Annotated in this window: 28 protein-coding genes; 7 read left to right on the top strand and 21 right to left on the bottom strand. The window is 62.0% G+C overall.

All coding sequences use genetic code 11. From position 1 onward, the window contains the following. Window positions 1-48: 48 nt before the first annotated feature. Together HMPREF0372_RS17755 and HMPREF0372_RS17760 are read right to left on the bottom strand one after the other, a co-directional pair. Entirely contained in the window at window positions 49-1,179 is a 1,131-nt protein-coding gene (locus tag HMPREF0372_RS17755; RefSeq protein WP_039998003.1) for an SLC13 family permease, read from the bottom strand. A 142-nt stretch (window positions 1,180-1,321) separates the two neighbouring features. Then, on the bottom strand, window positions 1,322-1,528 hold the full coding sequence (locus tag HMPREF0372_RS17760) for a DUF6514 family protein (RefSeq protein ID WP_007495596.1): 207 nt from the start codon (window positions 1,526-1,528) through the stop codon (window positions 1,322-1,324). A 264-nt stretch (window positions 1,529-1,792) separates the two neighbouring features. Between HMPREF0372_RS17760 and HMPREF0372_RS17765 the strand changes: the two genes are divergently transcribed. Further along, on the top strand, window positions 1,793-2,557 hold the full coding sequence (locus HMPREF0372_RS17765; RefSeq protein ID WP_009256948.1) for an XRE family transcriptional regulator: 765 nt from the start codon (window positions 1,793-1,795) through the stop codon (window positions 2,555-2,557). 160 nt (window positions 2,558-2,717) lie between these two features. Then, the gene (locus HMPREF0372_RS17770) at window positions 2,718-4,481 is read left to right on the top strand and encodes an aryl-sulfate sulfotransferase (RefSeq protein WP_007495600.1); all 1,764 of its coding nucleotides are present in this window, start codon (window positions 2,718-2,720) and stop codon (window positions 4,479-4,481) included. A gap of 29 nt (window positions 4,482-4,510) precedes the next feature. Here the strand turns inward: HMPREF0372_RS17770 and HMPREF0372_RS17775 are convergent, their stop codons facing one another. The 15 genes from HMPREF0372_RS17775 to abc-f form a co-directional block, all read right to left on the bottom strand. Next, the gene (locus HMPREF0372_RS17775; protein WP_009256950.1) at window positions 4,511-5,227 is read right to left on the bottom strand and encodes a ClpP family protease; all 717 of its coding nucleotides are present in this window, start codon (window positions 5,225-5,227) and stop codon (window positions 4,511-4,513) included. A gap of 78 nt (window positions 5,228-5,305) precedes the next feature. Then, window positions 5,306-6,715, bottom strand: a complete 1,410-nt coding sequence (locus tag HMPREF0372_RS17780) for a DUF4179 domain-containing protein (RefSeq protein ID WP_007495603.1) — start codon at window positions 6,713-6,715, stop codon at window positions 5,306-5,308. Next, on the bottom strand, window positions 6,702-7,028 hold the full coding sequence (locus HMPREF0372_RS18885; protein WP_007495604.1) for an RNA polymerase sigma factor: 327 nt from the start codon (window positions 7,026-7,028) through the stop codon (window positions 6,702-6,704). Before HMPREF0372_RS18885 ends, HMPREF0372_RS17780 begins: the two co-directional genes overlap by 14 nt. Before the next feature lie 12 nt (window positions 7,029-7,040). Further along, a complete protein-coding gene (locus tag HMPREF0372_RS19495; RefSeq protein ID WP_007495605.1) occupies window positions 7,041-7,217 on the bottom strand; it encodes an RNA polymerase sigma factor in 177 nt (58 codons plus the stop codon). A gap of 70 nt (window positions 7,218-7,287) precedes the next feature. Continuing rightward, window positions 7,288-7,641, bottom strand: coding sequence for a sporulation initiation factor Spo0A C-terminal domain-containing protein (locus tag HMPREF0372_RS17790; RefSeq protein WP_007495606.1), 354 nt, complete (start codon window positions 7,639-7,641; stop codon window positions 7,288-7,290). Between the two features lie 15 nt (window positions 7,642-7,656). Further along, on the bottom strand, window positions 7,657-7,932 hold the full coding sequence (locus tag HMPREF0372_RS17795) for a helix-turn-helix domain-containing protein (RefSeq protein WP_007495607.1): 276 nt from the start codon (window positions 7,930-7,932) through the stop codon (window positions 7,657-7,659). Window positions 7,933-8,086: 154 nt separating this feature from the next. Beyond that, a complete protein-coding gene (locus HMPREF0372_RS17800) occupies window positions 8,087-9,493 on the bottom strand; it encodes an aminopeptidase (RefSeq protein ID WP_007495615.1) in 1,407 nt (468 codons plus the stop codon). 17 nt (window positions 9,494-9,510) lie between these two features. Next, window positions 9,511-10,119, bottom strand: a complete 609-nt coding sequence (gene coaE, locus HMPREF0372_RS17805) for a dephospho-CoA kinase (RefSeq protein ID WP_007495616.1) — start codon at window positions 10,117-10,119, stop codon at window positions 9,511-9,513. An 85-nt stretch (window positions 10,120-10,204) separates the two neighbouring features. Next, on the bottom strand, window positions 10,205-11,221 hold the full coding sequence (locus HMPREF0372_RS17810) for an L-threonylcarbamoyladenylate synthase (protein ID WP_007495617.1): 1,017 nt from the start codon (window positions 11,219-11,221) through the stop codon (window positions 10,205-10,207). Window positions 11,222-11,242: 21 nt separating this feature from the next. Next, window positions 11,243-11,644, bottom strand: coding sequence for a nuclear transport factor 2 family protein (locus tag HMPREF0372_RS17815; protein ID WP_007495618.1), 402 nt, complete (start codon window positions 11,642-11,644; stop codon window positions 11,243-11,245). Further along, a complete protein-coding gene (locus HMPREF0372_RS21145) occupies window positions 11,641-11,772 on the bottom strand; it encodes a hypothetical protein (RefSeq protein ID WP_007495619.1) in 132 nt (43 codons plus the stop codon). The genes HMPREF0372_RS17815 and HMPREF0372_RS21145 overlap by 4 nt, the downstream gene beginning before the upstream one ends. A gap of 18 nt (window positions 11,773-11,790) precedes the next feature. Continuing rightward, window positions 11,791-12,048: a hypothetical protein gene (locus tag HMPREF0372_RS17820; protein ID WP_007495620.1), complete on the bottom strand. Its 258-nt coding sequence runs from the start codon at window positions 12,046-12,048 to the stop codon at window positions 11,791-11,793. Window positions 12,049-12,101: 53 nt separating this feature from the next. Then, entirely contained in the window at window positions 12,102-13,169 is a 1,068-nt protein-coding gene (gene prfA / locus HMPREF0372_RS17825; protein ID WP_007495623.1) for a peptide chain release factor 1, read from the bottom strand. A gap of 12 nt (window positions 13,170-13,181) precedes the next feature. After that, the gene (locus HMPREF0372_RS17830; RefSeq protein ID WP_007495624.1) at window positions 13,182-13,823 is read right to left on the bottom strand and encodes a YdcF family protein; all 642 of its coding nucleotides are present in this window, start codon (window positions 13,821-13,823) and stop codon (window positions 13,182-13,184) included. Further along, window positions 13,820-15,721, bottom strand: coding sequence for a ribosomal protection-like ABC-F family protein (gene abc-f, locus HMPREF0372_RS17835; RefSeq protein ID WP_007495625.1), 1,902 nt, complete (start codon window positions 15,719-15,721; stop codon window positions 13,820-13,822). The genes HMPREF0372_RS17830 and abc-f overlap by 4 nt, the downstream gene beginning before the upstream one ends. Before the next feature lie 65 nt (window positions 15,722-15,786). On the opposite strand from abc-f, the gene mtnA reads away from it, so the two are divergent. Then, complete coding sequence (mtnA, locus tag HMPREF0372_RS17840) at window positions 15,787-16,776, top strand: S-methyl-5-thioribose-1-phosphate isomerase (RefSeq protein ID WP_009256960.1); 990 nt, start codon at window positions 15,787-15,789, stop codon at window positions 16,774-16,776. A 60-nt stretch (window positions 16,777-16,836) separates the two neighbouring features. Here the strand turns inward: mtnA and HMPREF0372_RS17845 are convergent, their stop codons facing one another. Together HMPREF0372_RS17845 and HMPREF0372_RS17850 are read right to left on the bottom strand one after the other, a co-directional pair. After that, complete coding sequence (locus tag HMPREF0372_RS17845) at window positions 16,837-18,228, bottom strand: UDP-N-acetylmuramoyl-tripeptide--D-alanyl-D-alanine ligase (protein ID WP_007495627.1); 1,392 nt, start codon at window positions 18,226-18,228, stop codon at window positions 16,837-16,839. Between the two features lie 16 nt (window positions 18,229-18,244). Next, window positions 18,245-19,294, bottom strand: a complete 1,050-nt coding sequence (locus HMPREF0372_RS17850; RefSeq protein WP_039998006.1) for a D-alanine--D-alanine ligase family protein — start codon at window positions 19,292-19,294, stop codon at window positions 18,245-18,247. Window positions 19,295-19,455: 161 nt separating this feature from the next. Between HMPREF0372_RS17850 and HMPREF0372_RS17855 the strand changes: the two genes are divergently transcribed. Next, complete coding sequence (locus tag HMPREF0372_RS17855; protein ID WP_007495629.1) at window positions 19,456-19,878, top strand: hypothetical protein; 423 nt, start codon at window positions 19,456-19,458, stop codon at window positions 19,876-19,878. 49 nt (window positions 19,879-19,927) lie between these two features. Here the strand turns inward: HMPREF0372_RS17855 and HMPREF0372_RS17860 are convergent, their stop codons facing one another. After that, window positions 19,928-21,220 carry an Ig-like domain-containing protein gene (locus HMPREF0372_RS17860; protein ID WP_007495631.1) on the bottom strand — a complete coding sequence of 431 codons (1,293 nt, stop codon included), beginning with the start codon at window positions 21,218-21,220 and terminating at the stop codon, window positions 19,928-19,930. 100 nt (window positions 21,221-21,320) lie between these two features. Beyond that, the gene (locus HMPREF0372_RS17865) at window positions 21,321-22,523 is read right to left on the bottom strand and encodes an FtsW/RodA/SpoVE family cell cycle protein (RefSeq protein ID WP_007495633.1); all 1,203 of its coding nucleotides are present in this window, start codon (window positions 22,521-22,523) and stop codon (window positions 21,321-21,323) included. Between the two features lie 110 nt (window positions 22,524-22,633). On the opposite strand from HMPREF0372_RS17865, the gene tsaE reads away from it, so the two are divergent. Genes tsaE through upp form a run of 3 tightly spaced genes read left to right on the top strand, consistent with a single transcriptional unit; the run spans window position 22,634 to window position 24,409 of the window. Further along, a complete protein-coding gene (gene tsaE, locus HMPREF0372_RS17870; RefSeq protein ID WP_007495635.1) occupies window positions 22,634-23,062 on the top strand; it encodes a tRNA (adenosine(37)-N6)-threonylcarbamoyltransferase complex ATPase subunit type 1 TsaE in 429 nt (142 codons plus the stop codon). After that, entirely contained in the window at window positions 23,059-23,844 is a 786-nt protein-coding gene (gene tsaB, locus HMPREF0372_RS17875) for a tRNA (adenosine(37)-N6)-threonylcarbamoyltransferase complex dimerization subunit type 1 TsaB (protein WP_007495636.1), read from the top strand. The genes tsaE and tsaB overlap by 4 nt, the downstream gene beginning before the upstream one ends. Further along, complete coding sequence (gene upp / locus HMPREF0372_RS17880) at window positions 23,780-24,409, top strand: uracil phosphoribosyltransferase (protein ID WP_034566285.1); 630 nt, start codon at window positions 23,780-23,782, stop codon at window positions 24,407-24,409. Before tsaB ends, upp begins: the two co-directional genes overlap by 65 nt. The last annotated feature ends 37 nt before the right edge of the window (window positions 24,410-24,446 follow it).

A 24,446-nucleotide genomic window follows, 5' to 3' on the forward strand; every position in this document is an offset into this window, starting at 1 on the left:
CCCGCCTTGCAACCCCCATTCAAAAGGAATTGCATTCCATCTTTCCATCTACCCGGCCAGAAGGGCAGCGCATAGGCACAGGAGAACCAATGCAGCCCCGTTGGCCGCAGTGAACAGCATCAGATAGCGCCCCGGCCTGGCCCCCGGCGTACGCAGGTAGACCTTAAGCGAGATGAGGCTGGCCAGCGAGGCAATGGGGGTCCCCAACCCGCCCAGGTTGGAGCCCACCAGAAGGCCGCGCCAGTCCGCTGTAAATCCGGACAGGAGCACTGCTGCCGGAACGTTGCTGATGATCTGGCTGGTCAGGCCGGTGGTCAGCGCCGTGTGGCCTTCCATCAAGGAGGCCAGGGCGGCATGTACCGGGCCGCAGGCCCCGATGTTTCCGGCAAACAGGAAGAAGCAGAAAAAGGTAGCAAGCAGGCCATAGTCCACCCTGCGAAACAATCCCCGGTCAAAGAGCAGCAGACCGCCCGCCACCACGGCCAACAGCGCCGGATAGGGCAGCACCCGGAATACCGACAGCAGGCAGAGCACAAACAGGCCTGCCATCAGCCCCAGACGGCCCGGCCTCCGAAGCTCCGCCTGTTCCTGAAACCGGACCTGAATTCCCTCATCCCGGACACACAGGAGGGATGCGGCCGTCAGCGCAGCCAGGCTGACCAGGGTCAGCGGAAGCATGGTCCCAAAAAACTGTTCCGCCGTCAATTCGTAGTCGGCATAAAGATAGAGATTCTGCGGATTACCCACCGGGGTAGCCATGCTCCCAAGGTTGGCGGCCATGGTCTGGAGCACCACAAGGGGGGCCAGGTATTCCGTCCGTCCGATCAGCCCCAGCACCAGAACCGCAAATGGAACAAAGGTGATGAGCGCCACATCGTTGGTCACCACCATGGACACAAAGAAAGGCAGCAGCACTAGGGCAAGGCTGACCAGGCGCATCCGCCGCTCCCCCGCCAGCAACCGCTGGGCCAGCACTGCAAAAACACCGCACTCCTGCAGTCCCGCCACCACCGCCATCAGGCAGAACAGAAGGGTGAGTACCCGCCAGTCAATATAGTTCAGATAGGCCGGCGAGGGCGGATTGAGAAGCGTGGAAACTGCCGCGCAAACCGCCGCGATACAGAGTACCGGCTCCTTCCGCAGCAGGGCCAGCCACCTCCCCCTCTTCTCCTGAACCATCCATTCATCCCCTTCCAAGTGCAAAGAAAAAGCCACCCCGGCGGGTGGCCTTTCTCTCATGTTCGACAGCCGAATGCCATACATTAGTTTACTCGCTTCCCGCTCTGTGGTCAAGAGCAAAGCGGCCCGCCGCCCCGCTCTTTCACGAGTGCCGGAAGTCCTCCACCACGTCGGCCAGATGTACCGGTGACAATCCCGCGCTGTTGCAGCATTCGGCCAGCCGGTTTACCTCCTGGAAGTCCGTGGATATCCGTCCCACGCAAATGCCATTCGTCCCCCGAATTCCGTACATCTGCGGGTGGGAGGCCACATCCAGGAATACACAATACGTCTTGTGGTTGTTTCTCATGTAAGCTCTCTCCTCATTCCTAATACTTTTCGGTGATAAACGACTGAATTCGACCAGGTTCTCTCCTTTGCCGTGGTATACTAACCGTTGCCCCTTTCAAGGTCAGTGTTTTTCGACCATCCCCCTATCTTGTATTTCCTTCCGTGCTAATCCCTATATTATGTATTTCGAGAGGAATGTCAATACAATCCGGTTATTTTGACCGGTTCACCGGATTTTTTTACCACATCCGGTTAACTCATGTTCGTACAGGAGGGGTGTTCCATGTCCATGACCGAAAAACTGGCCTACATCAAGAAGCTGCGCCACCTGACCACGGAGGAGATCGCACAGCAGTCAGGCGTTCCGCTGGGGACTCTGAACAAAATCTTTTCCGGTCAAACCAAAAATCCAGCCGTCGGGCCTGTGGACAAGATCACTCAGGTCCTGCGCATTCCCATACACTACCTTTTAGATGACGAGCTTCCGATTGAATACCATGTCAGCACCTCCACGGACGATGGGATTTTACTGCTCTCCTCAGAGGAAATTCAATTTCTCATGAAATACCGGGATCTGGAGCCTCACAGCAAGCGGGCGGTGGATACCATGACCGAACTTCTCAATATGCCGCCTGGCCGGTTGGCAGGAAATCTGCCGGTCAAGCGGACCTTTTGCTATGTAACCGCTCCTCCCGGGGACTCCAACCCATTGGGTGACTCCTTTTTTCTGCGGCCTGTACTGATCCCCGAGACAGATGCCGCCGCCCGTGAGGCAGACTTTGCCGTTCTGCTCACCAACGGCAGTATGGAGCCGCTCTACTCCGCCGGAACCATTCTGCTCTGCAAAAGGGAGCATGCCTCCCGCCAGGAATATGGCCTGTTTCTTCTCAATCAGGAGGCGTTCATTCGCCGCCTGTACTATAAACGGGGCATCACCAAACTGGTCGCCCCTAATCTGAACTTCAAAGACATTATCATCCATGAGAACGACTCTCTGAAGTGTATCGGTACTATCACTGGCATCGCACACGGATGCCGGTGGGAATAGCCGGGTCCACAGCCCGATTCGGGCTGTGGACCCGTTCTGTTTACGCCCATTTTCTGAGCCTGTCTCTCAAAATTTACATTTTAACTCTTGACACTTTCGCTGCGTCGGCTACTATATGGAAGGAGGAAGCTATGGACTTTACATAAGGGGATGTCGTGCGATGAATAAGAAAAAGTGGATCAAACGCCTGCTGATCACCTTGGCCGTTCTGCTCTGCGGCTTTGCCATTTTTGAAATCATCGTCCATGTGCTGATGGACTCTGAGATGAGCAGCCGGGACGATTGGAACATCCAGTTGGGAGAGCGTATGTATACCAGTGAGGAGCGGGGCGTTTCCCTCTACTCCGCCCCCTGCGAGGCCAGCATTCCCGTCTCCCGGATGGTGCCGGATGAGTATGAGGAGGACGGCTTCACCTACTACGACGAGTCGGTTCAGCACCGGCTGGGGCAGGAGCTGATGGAACTGGTACAGCAACAGGGGAACGCCGCCATCGACGCGCCGCTGGCCCTCCTAAATCCTTTTGGAACCGGGAGCAACGGGCTCCTCCTCGCCTTCCAGACGGACCGGAAAAGCGAAATCCGCTATACCATCCACACCACCAGCGCAGAACTGCCTGACTATACCGCCACAGCGCAGGGCTTGGGGGACAAGCAGTTCAGCAGGAAGCACTGCTTCCTGCTGGTGGGTCTCGTCCCGGGCGAGACCCAGGAGGTGACACTGGAGGCCATAGGCGAGTGGGGCAAGGTACAGGAGCGCGCCACCTTCACCATTAAGATGCCCCCCTCCAGCTCCGGCTATGACAGCCGGCTTACATACACCGACGGGGACAGCGCCGCCGCACTGAGCAACGGCCTCTTCTACGCCACCGGACTGGGCGATTATTACGGCTACACCTTCTTCTTTGATAACTCCGGTGTGCTGCGCTATGAGATGGTACTGGAGGGCTTCCACTCCGACCGTTTCCTCTACACCGACATGGGACTCTACACCTGCGTCAGCAGCCGAAAAATCGCGCTGCTGACCCCCATTGGTCAGGCTATCCGCATCTATGACCTGGGCCAGTATGAGCTGCACCACGACATCAACTGGGGGCCGGACGGCACCATTCTGGCCCTGGTCAACGACACGGAACAAGACACCGTGATGGATGTGGTTGTCGAGTTGGACCCCGAAACCGGCGCTGTTACCGAGCTCGTGGATTTCTCCACGCTGATGGACGGCTATTACGGCGCCATGACCCATCACGTTCCCCTCACCGGCTCCTCCTTCTGGCAGGCCGGCGAGGACGACTGGCTCCACCTCAACTCCGTTCAATACAGGCAGGCGGACGACAGCATCCTGGTCAGCTCCCGGGAGACCTCCACCATTGTGCAGGTATCCGGTGTCCACAGCACACCAACCCTCACCGCCCTGATCGGCGATCCCGCCTTCTGGGCGGGGACGGAGTATGAGTCGCTCTCCTATCAGCCCCAAGGGGATTTTGTCCCCCAGTACGGCCAGCATGACGTGGAGCTGGTTGAGGATGACAGCCTGCCGGAGGGACAATACCTTCTGCGCATGTACGACAACAACTATTGGAGTCTGAGCACCCGGGACGACTACGAGCCTGAGCTGCCCGACAGTGTTGGAACCAGCCTCACAGGTGGGTCTGGAATCCACTCCTATGTGACCTATTATCTGGTGGACTCCAACGCCAAAACCTTCTCTCTGGCCAAGCAGTTTCCCGTCACCTATTCCAGCATCGTTTCAAACGCCCAGTCCTTTGACGGCAATTATGTGGTCAACAGCGGTGTGGCCCATGAATTTGGCGAGTATGACAGCGAAGGCAACCTGATCCGCGCCTTCTCCTACGACTGTATGATGAATGGCTACCGTGTCATGAAGGGTGACTTTGAGGGCTTTTGGTTCCGGGAGGCGTCATAAACAGGCAACAGACAAGGGAGCGCCGCAGATTATTCTGCGGCGCTCCCCGTTTTTTGCTCATCCATCATCTGGTGCAGGCAGGCCAGCGCGTCGGACAGGCCGCCAATTTCGTCAATCAGTCCCAGGCGCACGGCCTCCTCCCCGTAGATCACGCTGCCGACATCCGCGGCCAGCTCCCCGGTCTGGAGCATCAGCCGGGTGAAGTCCTCCCGTTTTACACGGCTGTTCCGGGTGACAAACTGAATAATCCGCTCCTGGATGCGCGCAAAGTAGTTGAAGGTCTGGGATACCGCGATCACCAGGCCGTTCAGCCGCACCGGGTGGATGGTCATGGCCGCCGACGGGGCGATAAAGGACCTCTTGGCCGACACCGCCAGAGGCACGCCGATGGAATGCCCGCCCCCCAGCACCAGGGAGACGGTGGGCTTGGACATGGAGGCGATCAGCTCGGCGATACCCAGGCCCGCCTCGATGTCACCCCCCACGGTGTTGAGCAGCACCAGCAGGCCGTCCACCTCGTCGCTCTCCTCAATGGCCGCCAGCAGGGGCATGACGTGCTCATATTTGGTGGTCTTGGCCGAGGAGGGCAGAACCTGGTGGCCCTCGATCTGTCCTACAATGGTCAGGGTGTGGATGGTCCCCCGCTCCGTCCGGATGGTGGAGGAGCCCATATCCACGATCTGCTGCTGGCGCTGGTCGCCGCCCTCCTCGCTTCCGGTCTCCGCAGTCTGCTTCGTCTCATCCATGCCCATACCCTCCCAAAATGTCGTTTGGATTCAGTATGAGCCGGCGGGGGCAATTTTATGCAACCGCCGCAGCGCGCCTTACTCCGGAAGCCGGTCCAGCCAGCACCCCGGCCCAGCGGTACCGTCCTGGTTCATCGGCAGATAGCGCTGGCCGATCGCGATACCTGTTACCTCCCTCGGATCGATGGCTCTCGGGAAATACCATACGATATCCTCACCCCAGCGGTCCTTGTTTCCAGGAGCGTAATAGGTCAGGGTGTCCTCCTCCGTGAAAAAGACTGTCCTGCGGTCGCAGTTTCCGTTATATGGGATCACCATGGTACTGCCGTCCGTCAAATAGACGGTAAGTGGAAACCCATTGCAGGTGGGGTAGTCCGGATCTTCAAATTGGGAGTGTGTCTTCAGGCTGGTAGCCGTCAGGGTGATCTCCCGTATCACCTGCCTGTTCAGCTTCTCCTCCAGCTCAATCGTGCGCTCCTGCAGCAGCTCCAGCGGGAAGCTCAGAACCCACTCCCCCTCAATAGGCTGCCCCATGGTCAGCTCGCCCCATATGTGGTCAATGCGGAACTGGCCGAAATGCTCCGCCGTCAGCGTGCGGAACCGGATATCGTAGTACGATATTCCTTCCCGCTGGAATGTGGTGTGGGTCTCACCAATGGCGCCCACCTCCCACTCCACCTGCGGCATACCCGTCTGCAGGTAGCCGTATTCCCCGCCGACGCCGTCCGCCAGCCGGAGTTGAATGTGAAAGGCCCCGTCCTGGTCAAACCCCATGGAGGACAGGCTGCACAGCTCCGTGCCCAATTCCGCCGGCGTCTGGCCGGGGACCAGCACTGTTCTGGTTTCCTCCCGTCTCTCTCCCGATATGTACTTCTCTGTCGCTACGGTCAGGGTATCCAGCCGCTCTCCGGTCAGAAGTTCCCACGGAAGAGGTGCGAAAAATGGCTCCACCGAGGGGAGAATGCGGGAAAATTCTACTGTATAGACATCCCCCGTCTCCATCTGGCACGGAGCGATATCGTCCAGCGCGAGGGCAAACAGTGCCGTATCGGCTTCCGCGTCGTAGGCAATACAGGGATCGCGGTAGGATTCCAGGGCAGCACTTTCGTGCAGCCGCTCCCCCGCCAGATCCTCCGCCTCCAGGTATGCAGTGCCCCCATTCTTATCCGCCAAAACCCGCACTACCCGCAGCTCGATGCCCTGGTCCGTAGCCGACACCCCCTCTACCTCCTGAGCGTAGGGTTCAAAGCTGCCGAGGAATTGGACCAGCGTTTCCCGTAGAGAGGGTGAGACCGCGACGGCGGTCACGGCCAGAGCGGCGCAGATAGCCGCCGCCATAAGGCCGGTGCGCAGCGGACGGCGGCGGTTTTCTCTCTCCGTCATGCGCCCCGCCGCGGCCAAAATTGCCTCCCGCCGCTCCATACTCAGGTGAAGCTCCGAGAGCGCCGTCTCCAGCTCGGCGTGCATGCTCTGCTTATTCCTGCTCATAGTACCACCCCTTCAGACGTTCCCTCAGCAGTCCCCGGGCCCGTGAGAGCCGTACCGTCACGGTGGAGACCGGAACATGCAGCCGCTGGGCGATCTCCCAGGCCCTCCACTCCTGGTAATAGTAAAGGATGATCACTTCCCGGTATTTTGGCGGGAGGGCCTGTATGGCCCGTACCAGGGTGTCGTCCGGCGGTTCCGGTCCCTCCATGCGCAGGCTGTCCAGGCTCTCCTGCGGTGCCCGCAGAAGCCTCCACGGGCTCCTGAGCTGGCGCTTACACACATTGATAGCGATACGCACCAGCCACGTCTCCACGGCACAGTCTCCTCAAAACCCCGGCCAAGCCCTCAGCGCACGAAGGAAGGTGTCCTGCACCGCGTCCTCCGCTTGGCTCCGGTCTCCCAGATAGAGCGTGCACAGCCGCAGGAGGTGGTCGCCGTGTTCCTCCAACAGGCCGGCCAGATCCATGGATTCCCTGCGCACCGAGGTCAAAGGCTTTTCCATATCCCCGCCCCCCTTCTTCTTTCCTGTCTATTAGACCATGTTCCTCCCTCCTTTGCTACAAAAACTTTTCCTACTCTTCATCCGTACTAGAACCGGACGGCAACAGGCTGGCATGCAGGATTGCGAGCAGTTGCGCCGTACACGGCTTTTGGGGGAGTTCCCGGCGGGCCAGCTCCTCCAAAAGCGGCCGGTTTGAATTCCAAATCACACGGCCCACAGTGCGGATATTCCGTTCCACTGCCTTCCAGTTCGTTCCGTATTGCTTTGCTACGTCCGGGTAGAGCCATTTTGTCACCAGCAGCAGACGTTCCGGCTCCTCTGCACAGAGCTGGAGCGCCCGTACCAGATAAGAAAAGCCGGTATAGTTGGCCGTTGCGCCCAGCCGATGCAGCAGATGATATGCGTCCTCCGAATGAATTTTCATACTGTCCCTCCCCCATCAGGCGTGTGGCGATGCCTCTCCATCGCAGAGCGCCCGCGATTCTTCCCGAGATTTCTGTCCTCCTTCGGAGAGCTGCAGAAGTGTGGAGAGCTCCAATCCCAGTATGGCCGCCACCCGGTCCAGGGCGCGAAGCGTCAGGTTCGCACGGCCGCGCTCAATCCTGCGCAGATAAATCACGCTCATCTCCGCCTCCAACGCCAACTTTTCCTGTGTCAGCCCCTTTCTCTCACGCAGTACAACAATGATTCTACCGATTTCTACAAAGTTCAACATAAAATCCCTCCTGTTTCCATAGCATAGGAGAGATCACCAGATTTAACCAGATTATATAGTATCGGTTTCTCCTTTTTTAGTTTTAACTTTCTTTTTGCCGTAAAGCAAGCGCACCTGCGGTCATCCCGCAGGTGCGCTTGCTTCCTATGCAAATTTACTTCTCGTAGAACGCCTTGATTCCCTTGTAGGTCATATAGCAGTCCAGCTTACCCACTGTCTCGAAGGGGGCGTGCATGCTCAGCACGGGCACACCCGCGTCGATGGTGTCGATGTCGCGCTCGGCCATATAGCAGGCCACGGTGCCGCCGCCGCCGGCGTCCACCTTGCCCAGCTCAGCCATCTGCCACACCACGCCGGCCTCGTCCAGCACCCTGCGGATATAGGCCACCACCTCGGCAGAGGCGTCGGAGGCGCCCGACTTACCGCGGGAACCGGTGTACTTGCACAGGCCGATGCCGTAGTTCACCCGGGCGCTGTTGCGCTTCTCATAGACCTCGGCGAAGTTGGGGTCGTAGGCCGCGGTCACGTCGGTGGACAGGCAGAAGGACTTCTCGTAGCAGGCCTTCAGCGGCACCCGCTGGGCGTCGCACAGGTCGCTGACAAAGGTATCAAAGGCTGCGGATTTCATGCCGCTGACGCCGGCCGAGCCGATCTCCTCCTTGTCCGCCAGCATACAGACGGCGGTCTTGCCGGGGGTGCCCAGGGCCAGAAGGGCCGCCAGACAGGCAAAGCCGCACACCCGGTCGTCGTGGCCGTAGGCACCGATCAGGGAGCGGTCGAAGCCGATGTCGGCAGCCTTGAAAGCGGGCACCACCTCCAGCTCGGCGGAGATGAAATCCTCCTCCACGATGTGGTACTTCTGGTTCAGATAGTCCATGATGGCCAGCTTCACCCGGTCGGAGCCCTCGTCGTCCTTAAAGGGGCGGCTGCCGATGAGCAGGTTCAGGCTTTCGCCGGGGATGGCCTCGCCCAGGGGCTTCTTGGACTGCTCCACGCCCAGGTGGGGCAGCAAATCGTCAATGGTGAACTGGGGGTCCTCCGGCGCGCCGCCGATGGACACGGCCACGGTGGAGCCGTCCTTCAGGGCCACCACGCCGCGGAGCTCCAGGGGGATGGTCACCCACTGGTACTTGCGGATACCGCCGTAATAGTGGGTCTTGAAAAAGGCCAGCTCCGCGTCCTCATAGAGAGGGTTGGGCTTGAGATCCAGCCGGGGGGAGTCGATATGGGCCGCGCCGATGTTGACGCCCTCGCTGAGGGGCCTGGTGCCCACCACGGCCAGCATCAGGGCCTTGCCCCGGTTGATCCGGTACAGCTTGTCGCCAGGATTGACCGCCATGCCGCGGGTGAAGGGTTTAAAGCCCTTGGCCTCCGCCAGGCGCACCGCCTCGGTCACGCACTCCCGCTCCGTCTTGCCTGCGTCCAAAAACTTCTTGTAGTCCTCACAATAGGACTTCATATCCGCCTCATCCTGGGCGCTCAGGCGGTCGTAGCCGTTTTTCGGCTGGTAGAGCAGCGCCTCGCGCCGCAACTCTCCCGCTGTCTTCTGCTTTTCTTCCATGTGGTTTCCTCCTCAATCTATTTCATATTGCATAGTATCTGCTCAAACAGTTGTTTCGCCCTGGCCTGGAAGGCCTCCGGCGTGTCATCCGCCCGGTTTTCCAGGAGATAATCGCAGTGGGTGCGGAAAAAGCCGTCCCCCTGCTGGGCCTCCACCCGCTTCCGGGCGTAGTCCTCCGAAATCCCCTCCCGAGCCATGATCCGCCGGATGCGCAGTTCCCTGGGGGCCAGTATGCCCACTATCGCGCCACAGGTCTCCCCCAGGCCGCTCTCAATGAGGGCGATGGCGTCGATGGCCACGGCGCTCCGCCCCTGCTCCTCCGCCCCGGCGGCCTGCCGGTCGATCTCGGCCAGGATGAAGCGGTGGGTGATGGCGTTCAGCTCGGCCAGGGCCGCCGGATCGCCGAATACCACCCCGCCCAGGGCCTTGCGGTTGACACGGCCCTCCCCGTCCAGAATGGAAGGGCCAAACCGGGCGGTCAGCTCCGCCCGCAGGGTGGCGCTGGACTCCAGCAGGGCGTGGTACACCGCATCCGCGTCGATGATATGGGCGTCCAGCTCCGCCAGGGCCTGGAGCGCGGTGGTCTTCCCCGCCCCGGTGGGGCCGGTGATGCCGATGCGTTTCATGGATGGCTTCGCCTCCGTGGTTCAGTATAGCATATCTCGTTCCGGGTTTGTTATGTATTTGTAAATTTCCACCGCAGGAGAGGCTTCACTCCGCCCGCACGATGTGGAAGCCGGCGGCCTTGTTCAGCCGGTTGGCCACCGCCAGGCCGATACCGGCGGCGGCGGGACACTGGGCCCAGATGTGGGACACGCCGGTGCCGTCGAACCAGCGCAGGGCCTCAAAGACCCGGCGGGCCTGCTCCGGCACGTCGGTGCTGGGCCCCAGCTGCTCCAGCGGGTGGCCGGCAAACAGCCCGGCGTATTCGTCGAAGCAGATCACCCCGTCTCCGGGGGCCATGTGGGCCTGGATGTAGCGGGCCGCCGCCGCCGGGGCCCCCTGCACCACGGTCACCGGGGCCTTGGGGGCGTAGTGGCGGTACTTCATGCCGGGAGCCCGGGGCTGCTCCCCCGCGCCCATGAGCCGGGTCACCGCAGGATCAACCGCCACCTCACCCAGCGCGTCCCGGAGCTGTTCCAGGGTGACGCCGCCGGGGCGCAGAAGCCGTGGGGGCATTACCGTCAGATCCACGATGGTGGACTCCACCCCCACCGCGCAGGGTCCCCCGTCCACGATGCCGTCAATTTTTCCGTCCATATCCTCCAGCATGTCCGCCATGTTGGTGGGGCTGGGCCGGCCGGAGGTATTGCCCGACGGGGCGGCCACCGGCACGTCGGCGGCCGCCAGAATGGCCCGGCAAACCGGGTGGGCCGGACAGCGCATCCCCACGGTGTCCAGCCCGGCGGTCACCACGTCGGGCACCACGCGTTTCCGCCGGAGCACCATGGTCAGCGGCCCCGGCCAGAAGCGCTCCGCCAGGGCGTAGGCCGTGTCCGGAATGTCCCCGCAGTAGCGTTCCAGCCAGTCCGCCGAGGGGATGTGCAGAATCAGCGGGTTGTCCTGGGGCCGCCCCTTGGCCGCGAAGATGCGGCCCACGGCGTCTGGATTCAGGCCGTTGGCCCCCAGGCCGTACACCGTCTCCGTGGGGATGCCCAGCAGGCCGCCCCGGCGGAGAATCTCCGCCGCCTCGGCCGTGTCCCGCGGCTGTAGTCTTTGTGTGTGCAATGTGCTCACCTTCCCGATGGTTCAGCTTCTCCCGATGGAACTGCCGATGTGCTTTTCCTTCCGCCACTGGGGCGGGGGCCCATCGTCCGCCCAGTACTCATCTAAGCGGGTGATCCTGCCCCCCGCGAAACGGAAAAAAGACACCGCATGAAAACGGGCGCTCCTGTCCTTCGGCCACACCGCTGCGACCGAAACACAACCGTCCTCCGTCCATTCCGCACGCTCCACCGCGCCCTCCCAGTCCCCTGGGTACTCACAGTTGGCCCGAATGTATTCCTCCGCCGTGAAGCGCTCGTCCGTGCAGTGCCAATACACCTCTGCTTCCGGCGCGAACCACTCCCGCAGGGCTGCGGCATCCTGCCGCGCCACGTCCGCCCAAAAGCGGGACAGACGCTCCCACAGCGCGGCATCTTCCCTGCTCAAAAACGAACTCCCCTTCCATGCCGAACCCGGGCACTCCGTCGTGCGCTTCCCTCCACGATGGTCAGCACGCCCGCGGCCAGCAGGGCCGCGCCAGAGACAATCTGTAAAATGCCGATGGCTTTTTTCATAAAAATACCCTCCCCTGCTTATTCGTAGATGCCCACCGGCGTCCCGGCCAGCTCGATGGTGGTGTCCGGGGCGAACCGGGCCTTTTGCAGATAACCCTTCACGGTGAGAATACCGTACTTGGGGTTCACCTTCTCGTCCTCCAGCTCCAGCTCCAGATAGTCCGCCCCTGAGCCGGTCAGCCAGCCGTCGTCCTCCAGCAGCTCCGCCAGGTCGGACTTCACCATATCCAGGGTCAGCTTCTCCGGCAGGGCGGTAAAGTGAATGATCAATTCCACGCTTTCTTACTCCTTTTCTCAGCCTTGTGCGCTGTTTTTTGGCCGTCCCCGCCTTAGCCGTCCTGCTCCCGAGCCCTCAGCCGCTCCGCCTGGTCGGCGGTCACCAGCGCGTCGATAATCTCATCCAGATCGCCGTCCATGACGCTCTCCAGCCGGTACAGGGTCAGCCCGATACGGTGGTCGGTCAGCCGCCCCTGGGGGAAGTTGTAGGTGCGGATACGCTCGTTGCGCATGCCGGTGCCCACCTGGCTGCGGCGCTCCGCCGTCACCGCCTCCTCCTGCTCCCGCACCTTCTCCTCGTACAGACGGGAGCGCAGGATCTGCATGGCCCGGTCCCGGTTCTGGAACTGGCTGCGCTCCTGCTGGCACTCCACCACCGTGCCGGTGGGCTTGTGGATGAGCCGCACAGCGGAGGAGGTCTTGTTGATGTGCTGGCCGCCCGCACCGGAGGAGCGGAAAACCTGCATCTCGATGTCCGCCGGGTTGAGCTCGAAGTCCACCTCGTCCACCTCGGGCAGCACCGCCACGGTGGCGGTGGATGTGTGGATACGCCCACCCGACTCGGTCTCAGGTACCCGCTGCACCCGGTGGACGCCGCTCTCGAATTTCAGACGGGACCAGGCTCCGTCTCCCTCAATTGTAAAGCAGATTTCCTTCACGCCACCCAGTTCCGTCTCGTTGACCGAGTCCACCTCCACGCGCCAGCGGCGGGCATCGGCGTACATGGAGTACATGCGGAACAGGGAGTGGGCGAACAGAGCCGCCTCCTCCCCGCCCACTCCGGCGCGGATCTCCACGATGACATTCTTGTCGTCGTTGGGGTCCCGGGGCAGGAGCAGCACCTTGATCTCCTCCTCCAGCCGGGCCAGCTCCTCCCTGGCCTGCTGGTACTCCTCCTGGGCCAGCTCCTTCATATCCGGGTCGCCCATCAGGGCCTCGGCATCCTCCAGATCCTGCCGGCGGCGCTGGTAGGCCCGGTAGGCCATGACCACCGGCTCCAGCTCCCGCTGCTCCTTGTTGAGCCTGGCCACCAGCGCGGGGTCTTCATAGGTCTCCGGCGCGCTCAGGCGGGCCTCCACATCGGCATAGTGGAGATCCAGGGCGCGCAGCTTTTCCATCATTTCCAAGTCATATCACCTGTCAAACAAAAAGGACTTTACCAGTGCAAAGGGTTCCCGAATATACATCTTCAGCCGGGACGGCACATGGGTGCAGGGGGCCGCCAGGGTGGACAGCTCTCCCGCTCCGCCGGAGGCGCGCTCCCACAGCATACGCGCCCGGGTGAGGTGGAAGCCGCTGGACACCAGCACCACGCCGGCACTCGTGTCCGCCCCCTTCTCCTCCAGCAGCGCCAGGGTATACCGGACGTTCTGCCAGGTGTTGTGGGACTGGTCCTCCTGCCAGATGCGCTCCGGCTCCACGCCGTGCTCCGTCAGGTAGTCGTACATGGCCTGCGCCTCAGTAGTGGGCTCGTCGGAACCCTGGCCGCCGGAGACCACCACCTGGACGTCCGGGTGCTCCTCCAGGTAATCCAGCGCCTTGTCCAGCCGGTCCTGGAGCAGAATGGACGGCCCCCAGGGCTTCACCTGGCAGCCCAGGATGACCATGAGCCTGGGCTCGCCCTGTATGTGGTCATAGGCACCATACATCACCGCGCCGAATAGGGCGCCGAAAGCCAGCGCCCCCGCCAGCAGCAGGGCCAGCACGGCCTTCCGCCACAGGGGCCACCGCTTCCCCTCATAGGGACGGTAGCAGCTCTTCCTTCTCCGATTCACCCTCGGGCCTCCTCCAGCTCGGCCGCCAGCGTCTCCCACTTCGTGTAAAGCGCGGCGATCTCCTCCTCCAGGGCCTTCTGCTCGTCATAGACCTTCTGCAGCTCCAGATAGTTGGAGGCCACCTCCTCGGCCTTGAGGGTCAGCTCGTATTGCCGCTCCTCCGCCTTGGCCACCGCCCGCTCCGCCGCGGCCACCTGCTTCTCCAGCTCTTTCGTACCGCCGGGACGGCGGTGCTTTTCCTTTTTCGGCTTCTCCGGTTCCGCCTTGACGAGGACCGCGGCCTGGAGCCGTTTCCGCTCCTGGGCGGCCCGGTACTCCTCAAAGGTCCCCCGGAAATCAATGATCTGTCCGTTCTCCAGCATCCAGATACGGGTGGCAAAGCGGTTGATGAAGTAGCGGTCGTGGGAGACAAAGAGCAGATTGCCCTCGTAGCTCTCCACCGCCTCCTCAATCCACTCCCGGCTGGCCACGTCCAAGTGGTTGGTGGGCTCGTCCAGGATCAGCAGATTGATCTTCTCGTCCATGAGCATACACAGGCGCAGGCGGCTCTGCTCCCCGCCGGAGAGGGCGGACACGGGCTTGAACACGTCCTCCCCCCGGAAGTTGAAGGCCGCCAGCCGATTGCGGGCCGTCTGGGTGGAGCAGTCCTGGTCGTAGATCATGGTGTCCACCAGATTGCGCTCCGGGTGGGAGAAGCGGATGATCTGAGGCAGGTACCCCACCTTTACAGTCGGTCCCATGCGCAACTTTCCGGAGTCCGGCTCCTCTTCCCCCAGCAAAATCTTCAGCAGGGTGGACTTGCCGGTGCCGTTGTCGCCCAGCAGGGCAATGCGCTCGCCGCCGATGACCTCCAGGTTCACGTGGTCAAAGAGAGTGCGCCCGTCAAAGGACTTCTTCAGCTCCTTGATGGTGAGCACCTCGTCCCCCCGGAACTCGCTCTCCCCGAATTTTATGTCTAAGCGCCGCTCCTTGGTGGGCTTGTCGGTGGTGCGGATGCGCTCCATGCGCTTTTCGATGGAAAAGGCCCGCTTGTGCAGCTTGTCGTTGCCCATAAAAGCCCACAGGTGCAGCTTGTCCGCCGCCTCTTGGAGCTGCTCAAGCTTGGCCTGCTCCTTCTCGTACTGCTTGAGCTTCTCCTCGTAGCGCCGCTCCTTCTCCTCCACATAAAAGCTGTAGTTGCCCGCGTAAAACTCCGCCTTGCCATCGTGGATCTCGATGACCCGGCGTACCACCCGGTCCAGGAACCAGCGGTCGTGGGAGATGGCCAGCACGGTGCCCTTGTAACGGTCCAGATACTCCTCCAGCCATTCGGTGGCCCGGAGATCCAGGTGGTTGGTGGGCTCGTCCAGCAGGAGGATATCGGTATCCTCCAGAATCAGGCGGGCCAGGTTGACCCGGGTCTTCTCCCCGCCGGAGAGGGAGGAAAAAAGCTGCCCCCGCATGTCCTGGGAAATCTCCAGGCCATTGCACACCTTATTCAGCTCCGTTTGGGTATCGTAGCCGCCCCCCGCCTCAAAAGCGGCGGTGAGGGCGTCGTACCGCCTGAGCAGGGCGGGGTCTGTGTCGGCGCCCATCTGCTCGGCGAGGCGGGCCATCTCGGCCTCCATGGCGTGAAGCCGGTCAAAGGCCGTCTGAAGCACATCCTCCACGGTGTAGGCGGGCGGGTAAACCGGGATCTGTGAGATGAGGCCCACCCCTTTGCCGGGGGCCACATGCACTTCGCCCTCATCCCAGTCCAGCTCCCCAGTGAGGACTTTGAACAGTGTGGTCTTGCCGGCGCCGTTTTTGCCCAGCAGGCCCACCCGCTCCCCCTGGTCTACCTGAAAGGTCAGGCCGTCCAGTATCTTTTTGCCTACCTCGAACTCCTTGGACAGGTTCGAGATGGAGATATCAATCATTTGTTTACTCCTGTTGTCCGTTGTGATATAGTGAAAGACGAAATCAAGGAATGGAGGTTTTCCCTATGGACGCCATCCGATGGGAAGGAAATACCCTTTACCTGCTCGACCAGACCAAGCTCCCCGTGACCGAAGTGTGGCTCCCCTATACCGATTACCGGCCAGTGGCCGATGCCATCCGCACCATGGTGGTGCGGGGCGCCCCCGCCATCGGTGTGGCCGCCGCCTATGCCTACTGCCTGGCCGCCCTGGCCGGTGAGGGGCTGGACGAGGCCAAGGAGACACTGGCCGCCAGCCGGCCCACAGCGGTCAACCTGTTCTGGGCCCTGGAGCGCATGGAACGCAAGGCAAAGGAGTGCGGCGGCGCGGCAGAACCGCTGATCGCCGAGGCCAAGGCCATCCACGCCGAGGACGTGGCCATGTGCCGGGCCATGGGGGCCCACGGGGCGGCGGTGGTGCCGGAGCACGCCCGCATCCTCACCCACTGCAACGCCGGGGCCCTGGCCACCGGCGGCTACGGCACGGCACTGGGTGTCATCCGCGCGGCCCATGAAGCTGGTAAAGTAAATATGGTTTACTGTGATGAGACCCGACCGCTCCTCCAGGGAGCCCGCCTGACGGCCTACGAGCTGGTATCCGACCACATCCCCGCCACCCTGATCGCGGACAACATGGCCGCCAGCCTGATGGCCAAGGGGAAGATTGACCTGGCTGTAGTGGGGTGTGACCGCATGGCCGCCAACGGCGACTTTGCCAACAAGATCGGAACCTACTCCGTGGCGGTCAACGCCCATTACCACGGCATTCCTTTTTATGTGGCCCTCCCCTGCTCCACCATCGACCTGTCTCTGGCCGACGGGAGCGGCATCCCCATCGAGGAGCGGGACAGGGACGAGGTGCGCACCCTGTACGGCACCCGCACCGCCCCGGAGTCGGTGGAGGTCTGCAACCCCGCTTTCGACGTGACCCCCCACAGTCTGGTCACCGGCATCATCACCGAGAAGGGGGTCATCTACCCGCCCTTTCAGGAGAATCTGCAAAAGCTGTTTGGATAAAGACGGGCCGATGGGAACACCGGCCCCTGCTGGCCGCCGGGCGGACACCCGGCGGCCCTTTTATGCCTCCCCTGTGATGGTGAGCAGATAATCCACCAGCTCCTCCAGCGCCATGCCGCGGGAGGCCTTGACCAGAATGGTGGCATGGGGCCGCACCACGCCGTCCAGCACCGGCCTGGCCTCCGCCTTTGTGGGGCAGTAATAGCACTCCGGCACGCCGGCGGCCTGGGCTGCGTCATGGATGTGCCTTGCCAGCTCGCCCACCGCCACCAGGCAGTCGATGCCCGCCTTGCCCAGGTAGTCGCCCACGCCGGCGTGGAGGGCGGGGGCCAGGGGCCCCAGCTCGAACATGTCGCCCAGTACGGCTACCTTATACGCTCCCCGGGCACTGGAGAGCACTTCCACCGCCGCCCGCATGGACTGGGGGTTGGCGTTGTAGGTGTCGTTTAGGATGGTGATGTCATCGCCCCGGTGGAGCAGGTTCATACGCATTTTGGTGGGGGCAAAGTGGAGCACGCCGTCGGCAATCTGCGTCTGCGTCAGGCCAAAGTGCTCCCCCACCGCCGCCGCCATCAGCGTGGGGTAGATCATGTGGTCGCCCAGGGCGGGAATCTCCACCCGGAAATAGTTGTGAGGTGTTTTCACTTCACAGGTCATATGGCTCTTGCCGTCGCTGACCAGCCCCTCCGCCCGATAGTCCAGCCCCTCTCCGGCGCCCACGCGGGTGAACGCATAGGGGAGCTTCCCCGGCAGGGTGTTCAGCAGGGGATCGTCCCCATTGATGACCACGAAGGCGCCGGACTTGACATGGTGGAAGATCTCGCTCTTGGCCTCCAGGATCTTTTCCCGGGAGCCGAAGTGCTCGATGTGGGAGTCGCCGATGTTGGTCATCAGCACCACGTCGGGCTCCACCAGGGCGGAGAGGTAGTCGATCTCCCCGGCGTGGTTCATGCCCAGCTCCAGCACGGCAATTTCGTGCTCCCCGCTGAGGCGCAGCAGGGTCATGGGCACGCCGATCTCGTTGTTCAGGTTGCCCTCGGTCTTGAGCACCCGGTACTTCTCCCCCAGCACCGCCGCCACCATGTCCTTGGTGGTGGTCTTACCCACCGAGCCCGTCAGGGCCACCACGGGTATGGGGAACTTTTTCTTGTAATACTTGGCCAGATCCCGCAGGGCCCGCTGGGTGGAGTCCACCTTGATATAGAACTTGCCCGGCAGATAGCTCTCCCGCTCCCGCTGGGTAAAGCAGCCCGCAGCGCCCCCCTCCAGGGCGGCGTTGATGTAGGCGTGGCCGTCGAATCGCTCCCCTACCAGGGGCACAAAGAGGGACCCGGCGTGGATGGTGCGGCTGTCCGTCTCCACCCGTCCCACCATCCGGTTGATATCCCCAAACTCTCCCAGCAGCTTACCGCCGACCGCGTCCATGATTTCACGTATGGTCATCGGCTCCATAATCCGTTTCCGCTCCTTATCTTCCCTGTTTTCGGGCCTCCAGAGAGGCGTGCACAATGCGCTGGCACAGCTCGTTGTAGTCAATGCCCGCCGCCGCGGCCTCCTGGGGCAGCAGGCTGGTGGGTGTCATGCCGGGCAGGGTGTTGATCTCCAGGAACCAGGGCTCCCCGTCCTCCGTGAGGATGAAGTCCGCGCGGGAGTACACCGACAGCCCCAGTGTCTCGTACACCCGCAGGGCCGCGGCCCGCACACGCGCCTCCTCCTCCGGAGTAATCTCCGCCGGGCAGACCTCCAGAGCGGCGCCGGGCTGGTACTTGTTGGCATAGTCGTAAAAGCCCTGCTTGGGGATGATCTCAATGGAGGGCAGGGCTTTATCCTCCAGGATGCCCACCTGGATCTCCCGGCCCCTGATGTACTCCTCCAGCACCGTGCGCCCACCCAGGGCCAGTCCTTCAGTGAGGGACCGGCGCAGCTCCTCCGCCGTGTGGGCGATGGATACACCGATGGAGGAGCCGCTGGCCACCGGCTTGACCACCAGGGGCAAGCGGGCAGTCTCTACCAGTCGGTCGATGTCCGCGGCGGTGTAGGCGACGGTCTTCCAGCCGGGGGTGGACACCACGTCGGCCACCATCCGCTTGGTCAGATCCTTGTCCATGGCGATGGCGCTGCCCAGATAGCCCGCGCCGGTGTAGGGAATTCCCATCAGATCAAAGGCGGCCTGCACCCGCCCGTCCTCGCCGCAGGTGCCGTGGAGGGCCAGGAATACCATGTCGGCCATCCGGCACAACTCCAGCACCCCGGGGCCGAACATGCTGGGGCTGTCCCCCTTCCGGCCGCGCCGCACCTGATCCAGATCCGGAGCCTCGCGGCTGATTTTCTTGTAGGCCTCGGACACAGGCGCGTCAAAAAACGCCTCGTCCGCCCCGCCCGTCTCCAGGCCGAAATATAAGTCGATCAGGCCCGCCCGGTAGCCCAGCGCCCGCAGCGCCTCGGTCACCATGGTTCCTGTGGAGAGGGACACATTCCGCTCTGGAGACAGTCCCCCTGCCAGCACAACAATTTTCATAGCACACCTCGTTCGAGAGTTTGATACAATATGATACGCACTAGTGGTATATTATAGCACGGTTCCGGCCTATTCTCAACCTTCTTTCGAACCTTCCCCGTCCAATTCTTGCAAAAGCACCTCCTCTGTGGTAGAGTAGAGCGGAGATTGGGGGGTGCGCTGTGAAAATCGCGTGGTATGAGCCGCTGTTTTTCCTCTTCTTTGGGGCGTTTCATCTGCACCGTGTCTGGGGGCTGGCGGACCGGGAGAGCTACGCCGCCTTCTGGCTGGGGGTTCTGACACAAAAGGGTCCCCTCTACTTCGGCCTGATGGGCCTTCTGGCCGTGCTGTGCCTGGCGGGCGTCGCCACCTTCTTTCGGAATTGGGGCCGCAATCCCTGGTGGCGGTGGATCTACCTCTTCGGCGGCAGCTATGTCCTGTTCGATCTCCTTGCCATTGCCGCCGGCCTGTCCTTTTGGCACTCCCTGCTGGCCTGGATGTTTGATGTGACCTCCCCCTGCTGGAATTTTCTCTGGGGCTTTTTCGTCCTGCTGGGCGGCGCCTCGGCCGCCCTGGGTCTCTCGCTTCTGGTGCGCCGCACATAGGCAATGGGCCGGTTCCCTACGGAACCGGCCCATTCTCTCTGTTCAGAGTTCAGAACCAGCCGCCATCCCGGCTGTCCTGCAACTCCAGCGCGCCGCACAGCAGCTCGGCCGCCTCGCCCCTGGTAAGGGGGGCACTCAGGCCTCCGTCCAGCGACAGTACGCCGCAGGTGGCAAGATTGGCGGCAGACTGGGCCGCCCAGGTGGGAATCCCCTCCTCCGCCAGCGTATCGGCGGACACGTCAGTCACCTGAAGGGCCCGGTCCAGGAGCACCGCCGCCTCTGCCGCGGTGATGGGCTCCTCCGCCTGGAACACTACCTGCCCATCGCTGGAGCGGCTGCCCTGCACCAGTCCCGCCTTCAGCGCGGAGGAGACATAGGGCTTGGCCCAGGTGGGAATCGACACATCGTCGGCAAAGCCGGTGCGCTCTACGTCCTCCAGGGCTTCCATACCGGCGGCGTTCATGGCCATAGCCACGAATTCCCCGCGGGTCACAGCGGTGTCGGGCTGGAAGAAATAGGCCCCACCCATGCACTCGCCCACGAAGATCCCCTCCTCTGCCAGTCGGATGGCAGCCTTATGGGCCGGGTCGCCGTCCATGTCGGCGTAGGTGACCTTGGTATTCGGCTTTTCAATCTTGATCTTAACGGTAGCGGGGTCGGAGGAGTTGCCCACCGCATCCACCGCCACATAGGTGAAGGAGTCCTTGCCAGTCTTGTTTTCATAGGGAGTGTAGACAAATTCGCTGCTGCCGTCCTCCGGCATGGTCACCGCCCCGCGGGCGGGCTTGTTGAGGATATGATACGTGAGCAGATCCCCCTCGGGGTCTACGGCGGAAAACTGGGCCGTCACCGCCACATTTTTGTAGGTGGTGAGCTCCAGGTTTTCCGCCACCGGCGCGCCGTTTGCCTCGGCCAGCAGGTAGAGTTCAACGGTGACGGCATCGCCGCTCCGCCCGTCGGAAAAGACCGGGGTGAACTGGAACTGAGCCTCCAGGCCGGCCGGTGCGGCCAGAGGGGTGAAGCGCAGTCCGTCCACCGCCTCCATAGCAATCACGTCGCCCACCTGGATGCCCTGAGCGCCCAGGGTGAGACAGCCGACCGCGGCATCCGGCAGAGTGGTGATCACAATGCTGTCCAGCTTGCCGGAGCCTTCCACAACGAAGTCCTCCTCGGAAAAGGAGATGGGTTCCGCCGCCGGGCCGTTTTTGGTCATGGCCGCCACGGTTGGGACCGCCTCATCTTTTTGGAAGAAAAAGGCAGATGCAGGCCAGCCAGCGGAGTACAGGACCGCCGCCAGCACTGCCAGCGGCAGAGCGCGGCGCAGAAGGACGCGGTGTTTCAAGACAATTACCTCCTTGTTTGGAAATCATCCGTAGTCTTTGCCAAATCAAGGAGAATATACGGCGGAGGCTATCCAAATCGGCCAGCCCCCGTCCACTGGTTCAAATACGGCTCCGATCCCGCAGCCAGCTCGGAAGGGAGCGCATTTTGATACTGGAGATAATGCCCATGGCCGCAAACATGGTGACGATGGAGGTGCCGCCATAGCTGATGAACGGCAGTGTCAGCCCCACAACGGGGAACACATAGAGACACATTCCCACGTTGACTCCAACCTGGGCCAACAGCATCCCTGCGTACCCCATGGCGATGAAAGCGCTTTGAGGCGAGCAGGCCCGCCGCGCCACCCAGATGCAGCGGGCAATGATCGCTCCCAGCAGGAACAGCAGAACAATACACCCGATCAGGCCGAACTCCTCTCCGCAGACCGCAAAGATCTCGTCGGTGTGCCGGGCGGGCAGGGCAGACTCAGAGAGGCTCTGGGTCTGAATCCCCTTGAGATACCCCATGCCGAACAGCCCCCCGCTGCCGATAGCCAGGATGCTGCGGGTCTGCTGAAAGCCCTGTCCCTGAGTCTGTTCGCTGATGGTCTCCGTATTGCCCATAATATGATCGATGACCACGGTGATACGCCGGGCGAAGTACTTGTCGCTGATGTGGGGCCAAATGAGCACGGCCCCTATGACACAAACCACAATGGCCAGCAGGAACCACCGTTTTTTCACCCCGCCCGCCCAAGCCATGATGACAAAGATAAAGGCATAGGTCAGCGCCATACCGAAATCGCCGGAGGTCGCCACAATCAACCCGATCATGACCAGGGTGTGGCCCGCCAACTGGAATACGGAGGAGGGGCGGCTGAGTCCCCGCTCCCGCTGCCGGTTCATCTGCCAGGCCAGCAGCAGTACGAAGGTCAGCTTGGCCAGCTCCGCCGGCTGCAGATTGACCGGAAAGCCGGGAATACTCAGCCAACTGTTGTTGCCTGTCTCATCCGCGCCGATCCCCAGTGGGGTCAGGAGCAGCAAATTGATGAACAGTCCAAACAAAAAGAGCCATTTCCAGGATTTTTCCGTAAACAGCTCAATATCAACCGAGGACATGGCGATATAGACGAACACCCCCAGAACGATACCCACCGCCTGGATCAGCATGCAGCGCAACCCCGCCGAGTGGTTCATATAACGGGTGGCGCTGTAAATCAGCACCATTCCGAAGCCGCTGGCCAGCAGGCAGAGCGTCAGCAACAGCCGGTCGCCCCGGTGTATAAATTCGCGGATCGAATCGGTCAGCCAGTTCAACCACATCCCTCCCTTCCAAAACCGTGCTTAAAATCAATTTAGTTTACCATCTTTTTTGCGTTTGGTAAACGGGTGTGGTATAATATTTAAGCGAATTTTCACATTCGAGGTGTTATATGGAATATATATCCAACTCCCCAGCAGAGACCGAGGCGCTGGGCGAGGCGCTGGCCGCCCGGCTGACAGCGGGGACGGTGGTCGCCTTTACCGGAGATCTCGGGGCGGGAAAGACCGCTTTCACACGGGGACTGGCCCGGGGATTGGGCGTTCCCGACCGGGTCACCAGCCCCACCTTTACCATTGTCAACGAATATGAGGGGGGCCGTCTGCCCTTGTTCCACTTTGACATGTATCGGCTGGGCTCCTCCGACGAGCTGTTCGACATCGGGTGGGAAGACTATCTGGCCCGGGGCGGCGTGTGCGCCGTGGAGTGGAGCGAGATTGTCAGCGACGCGCTGGAGGACGGCGTGCTCCGGGTGGACATACGGCGGGGAGCCGGTGAAGGAGAGCGCATCATTACCATCACGGGAGGGACGGACGCATGAAAATATTGGCCCTGGAGTCCTCCGCCACCGCCTGCTCGGTGGCGCTGTGTGAGGATGAGGCTCTGATTGCCCAGTCCTTCCAGAACAATGGCCTGACCCACTCCCGCACCCTCATGCCCATGGCCGTATCCCTGCTGGACAACTGCGGAACCGCCTTGGACGCGGTGGAGCTCATCGCCGTGGCGGCCGGGCCCGGCTCCTTCACCGGCCTGCGCATCGGCGTCGCCGCCGCCAAGGGGCTGGCCTGGCCGGGGAACAAGCCCTGCGCGGCCTGCTCTACCCTGGAGTCCATGGCCTGGTGTCTGGCCCACCTGGACGGGGAGATCTGTGCAGTCATGGATGCCCGCCGGAACCAGGTCTACAACGCCCGCTTCCGTGCGGCAGGCGGCCGCTTGGAGCGCCTGTGCCCCGACCGGGCCGTGGGCCTGGACGCCCTGGCCGACGAGCTAAAAAAGAGCGGGAATCCGCAATTTCTGGTTGGAGACGGCGCACTTTTATGCTATACTACCCTCAAGGAACTGGGGTTGGACATCCGGCTGGCGCCTCCCCACCTGCGGCACCAGAGTGCCTGGGGGGTTGCCCGGTGTGCACTGGAGCTGACCAGAGCGGGCAGGCTGACCGACGCGGCCGGACTGACGCCCAATTACCACCGGCTCTCCCAAGCGGAACGGGAGCGGCTGGAAAAAGAACAACACAAAGGGGAATCGTGCCATGGACATGGAAAAAGTACACATTTTGGACCACCCTCTGCTGCAGCACAAGCTGTCCATCCTGCGGGATGAGAACACCGGAGTTAAGGACTTCCGTGAGGTGGTCTCAGAGATCGCCACGCTGATGTGCTATGAGGCCACCCGCGACCTGCCCCTGGAGGAGGTGGAGATCAAAACTCCCATCACCACCGCCAAATTCAAAACCATCGCAGGCAAAAAGCTGGCCATTGTCCCCGTTCTGCGGGCCGGCCTGGGTATGGTGGACGGCATCCTGACCCTTATTCCCTCCGCCAAGGTGGGCCATATCGGCCTGTACCGGGACCCCGACACCCTGGAGCCGGTGGAGTACTACTGCAAGATGCCCAACGACATCGCCGAGCGGGAGGTCATCATTCTGGACCCCATGCTGGCAACCGGCGGCTCTGCCTCTGCGGCCATCCAGTTTATCAAAAATTATGAGGTCAAAAATATCAAGCTTATGAACATCATCGCCGCTCCCGAGGGCATTCAGCGGGTCCACCACGACCACCCTGATGTGGATATCTACTGTGCCGCTCTGGACGAGAAGCTCAACGACCATGGCTACATCGTCCCCGGCCTGGGCGACGCCGGTGACCGTATCTTCGGCACCAAGTAAAAAATCCATAAGCATGCGGCGCGGGCAGATGCCCGCG

It is taken from the genome of Flavonifractor plautii ATCC 29863 (assembly GCF_000239295.1).
In the GTDB taxonomy this organism is placed as follows: domain Bacteria; phylum Bacillota; class Clostridia; order Oscillospirales; family Oscillospiraceae; genus Flavonifractor; species Flavonifractor plautii.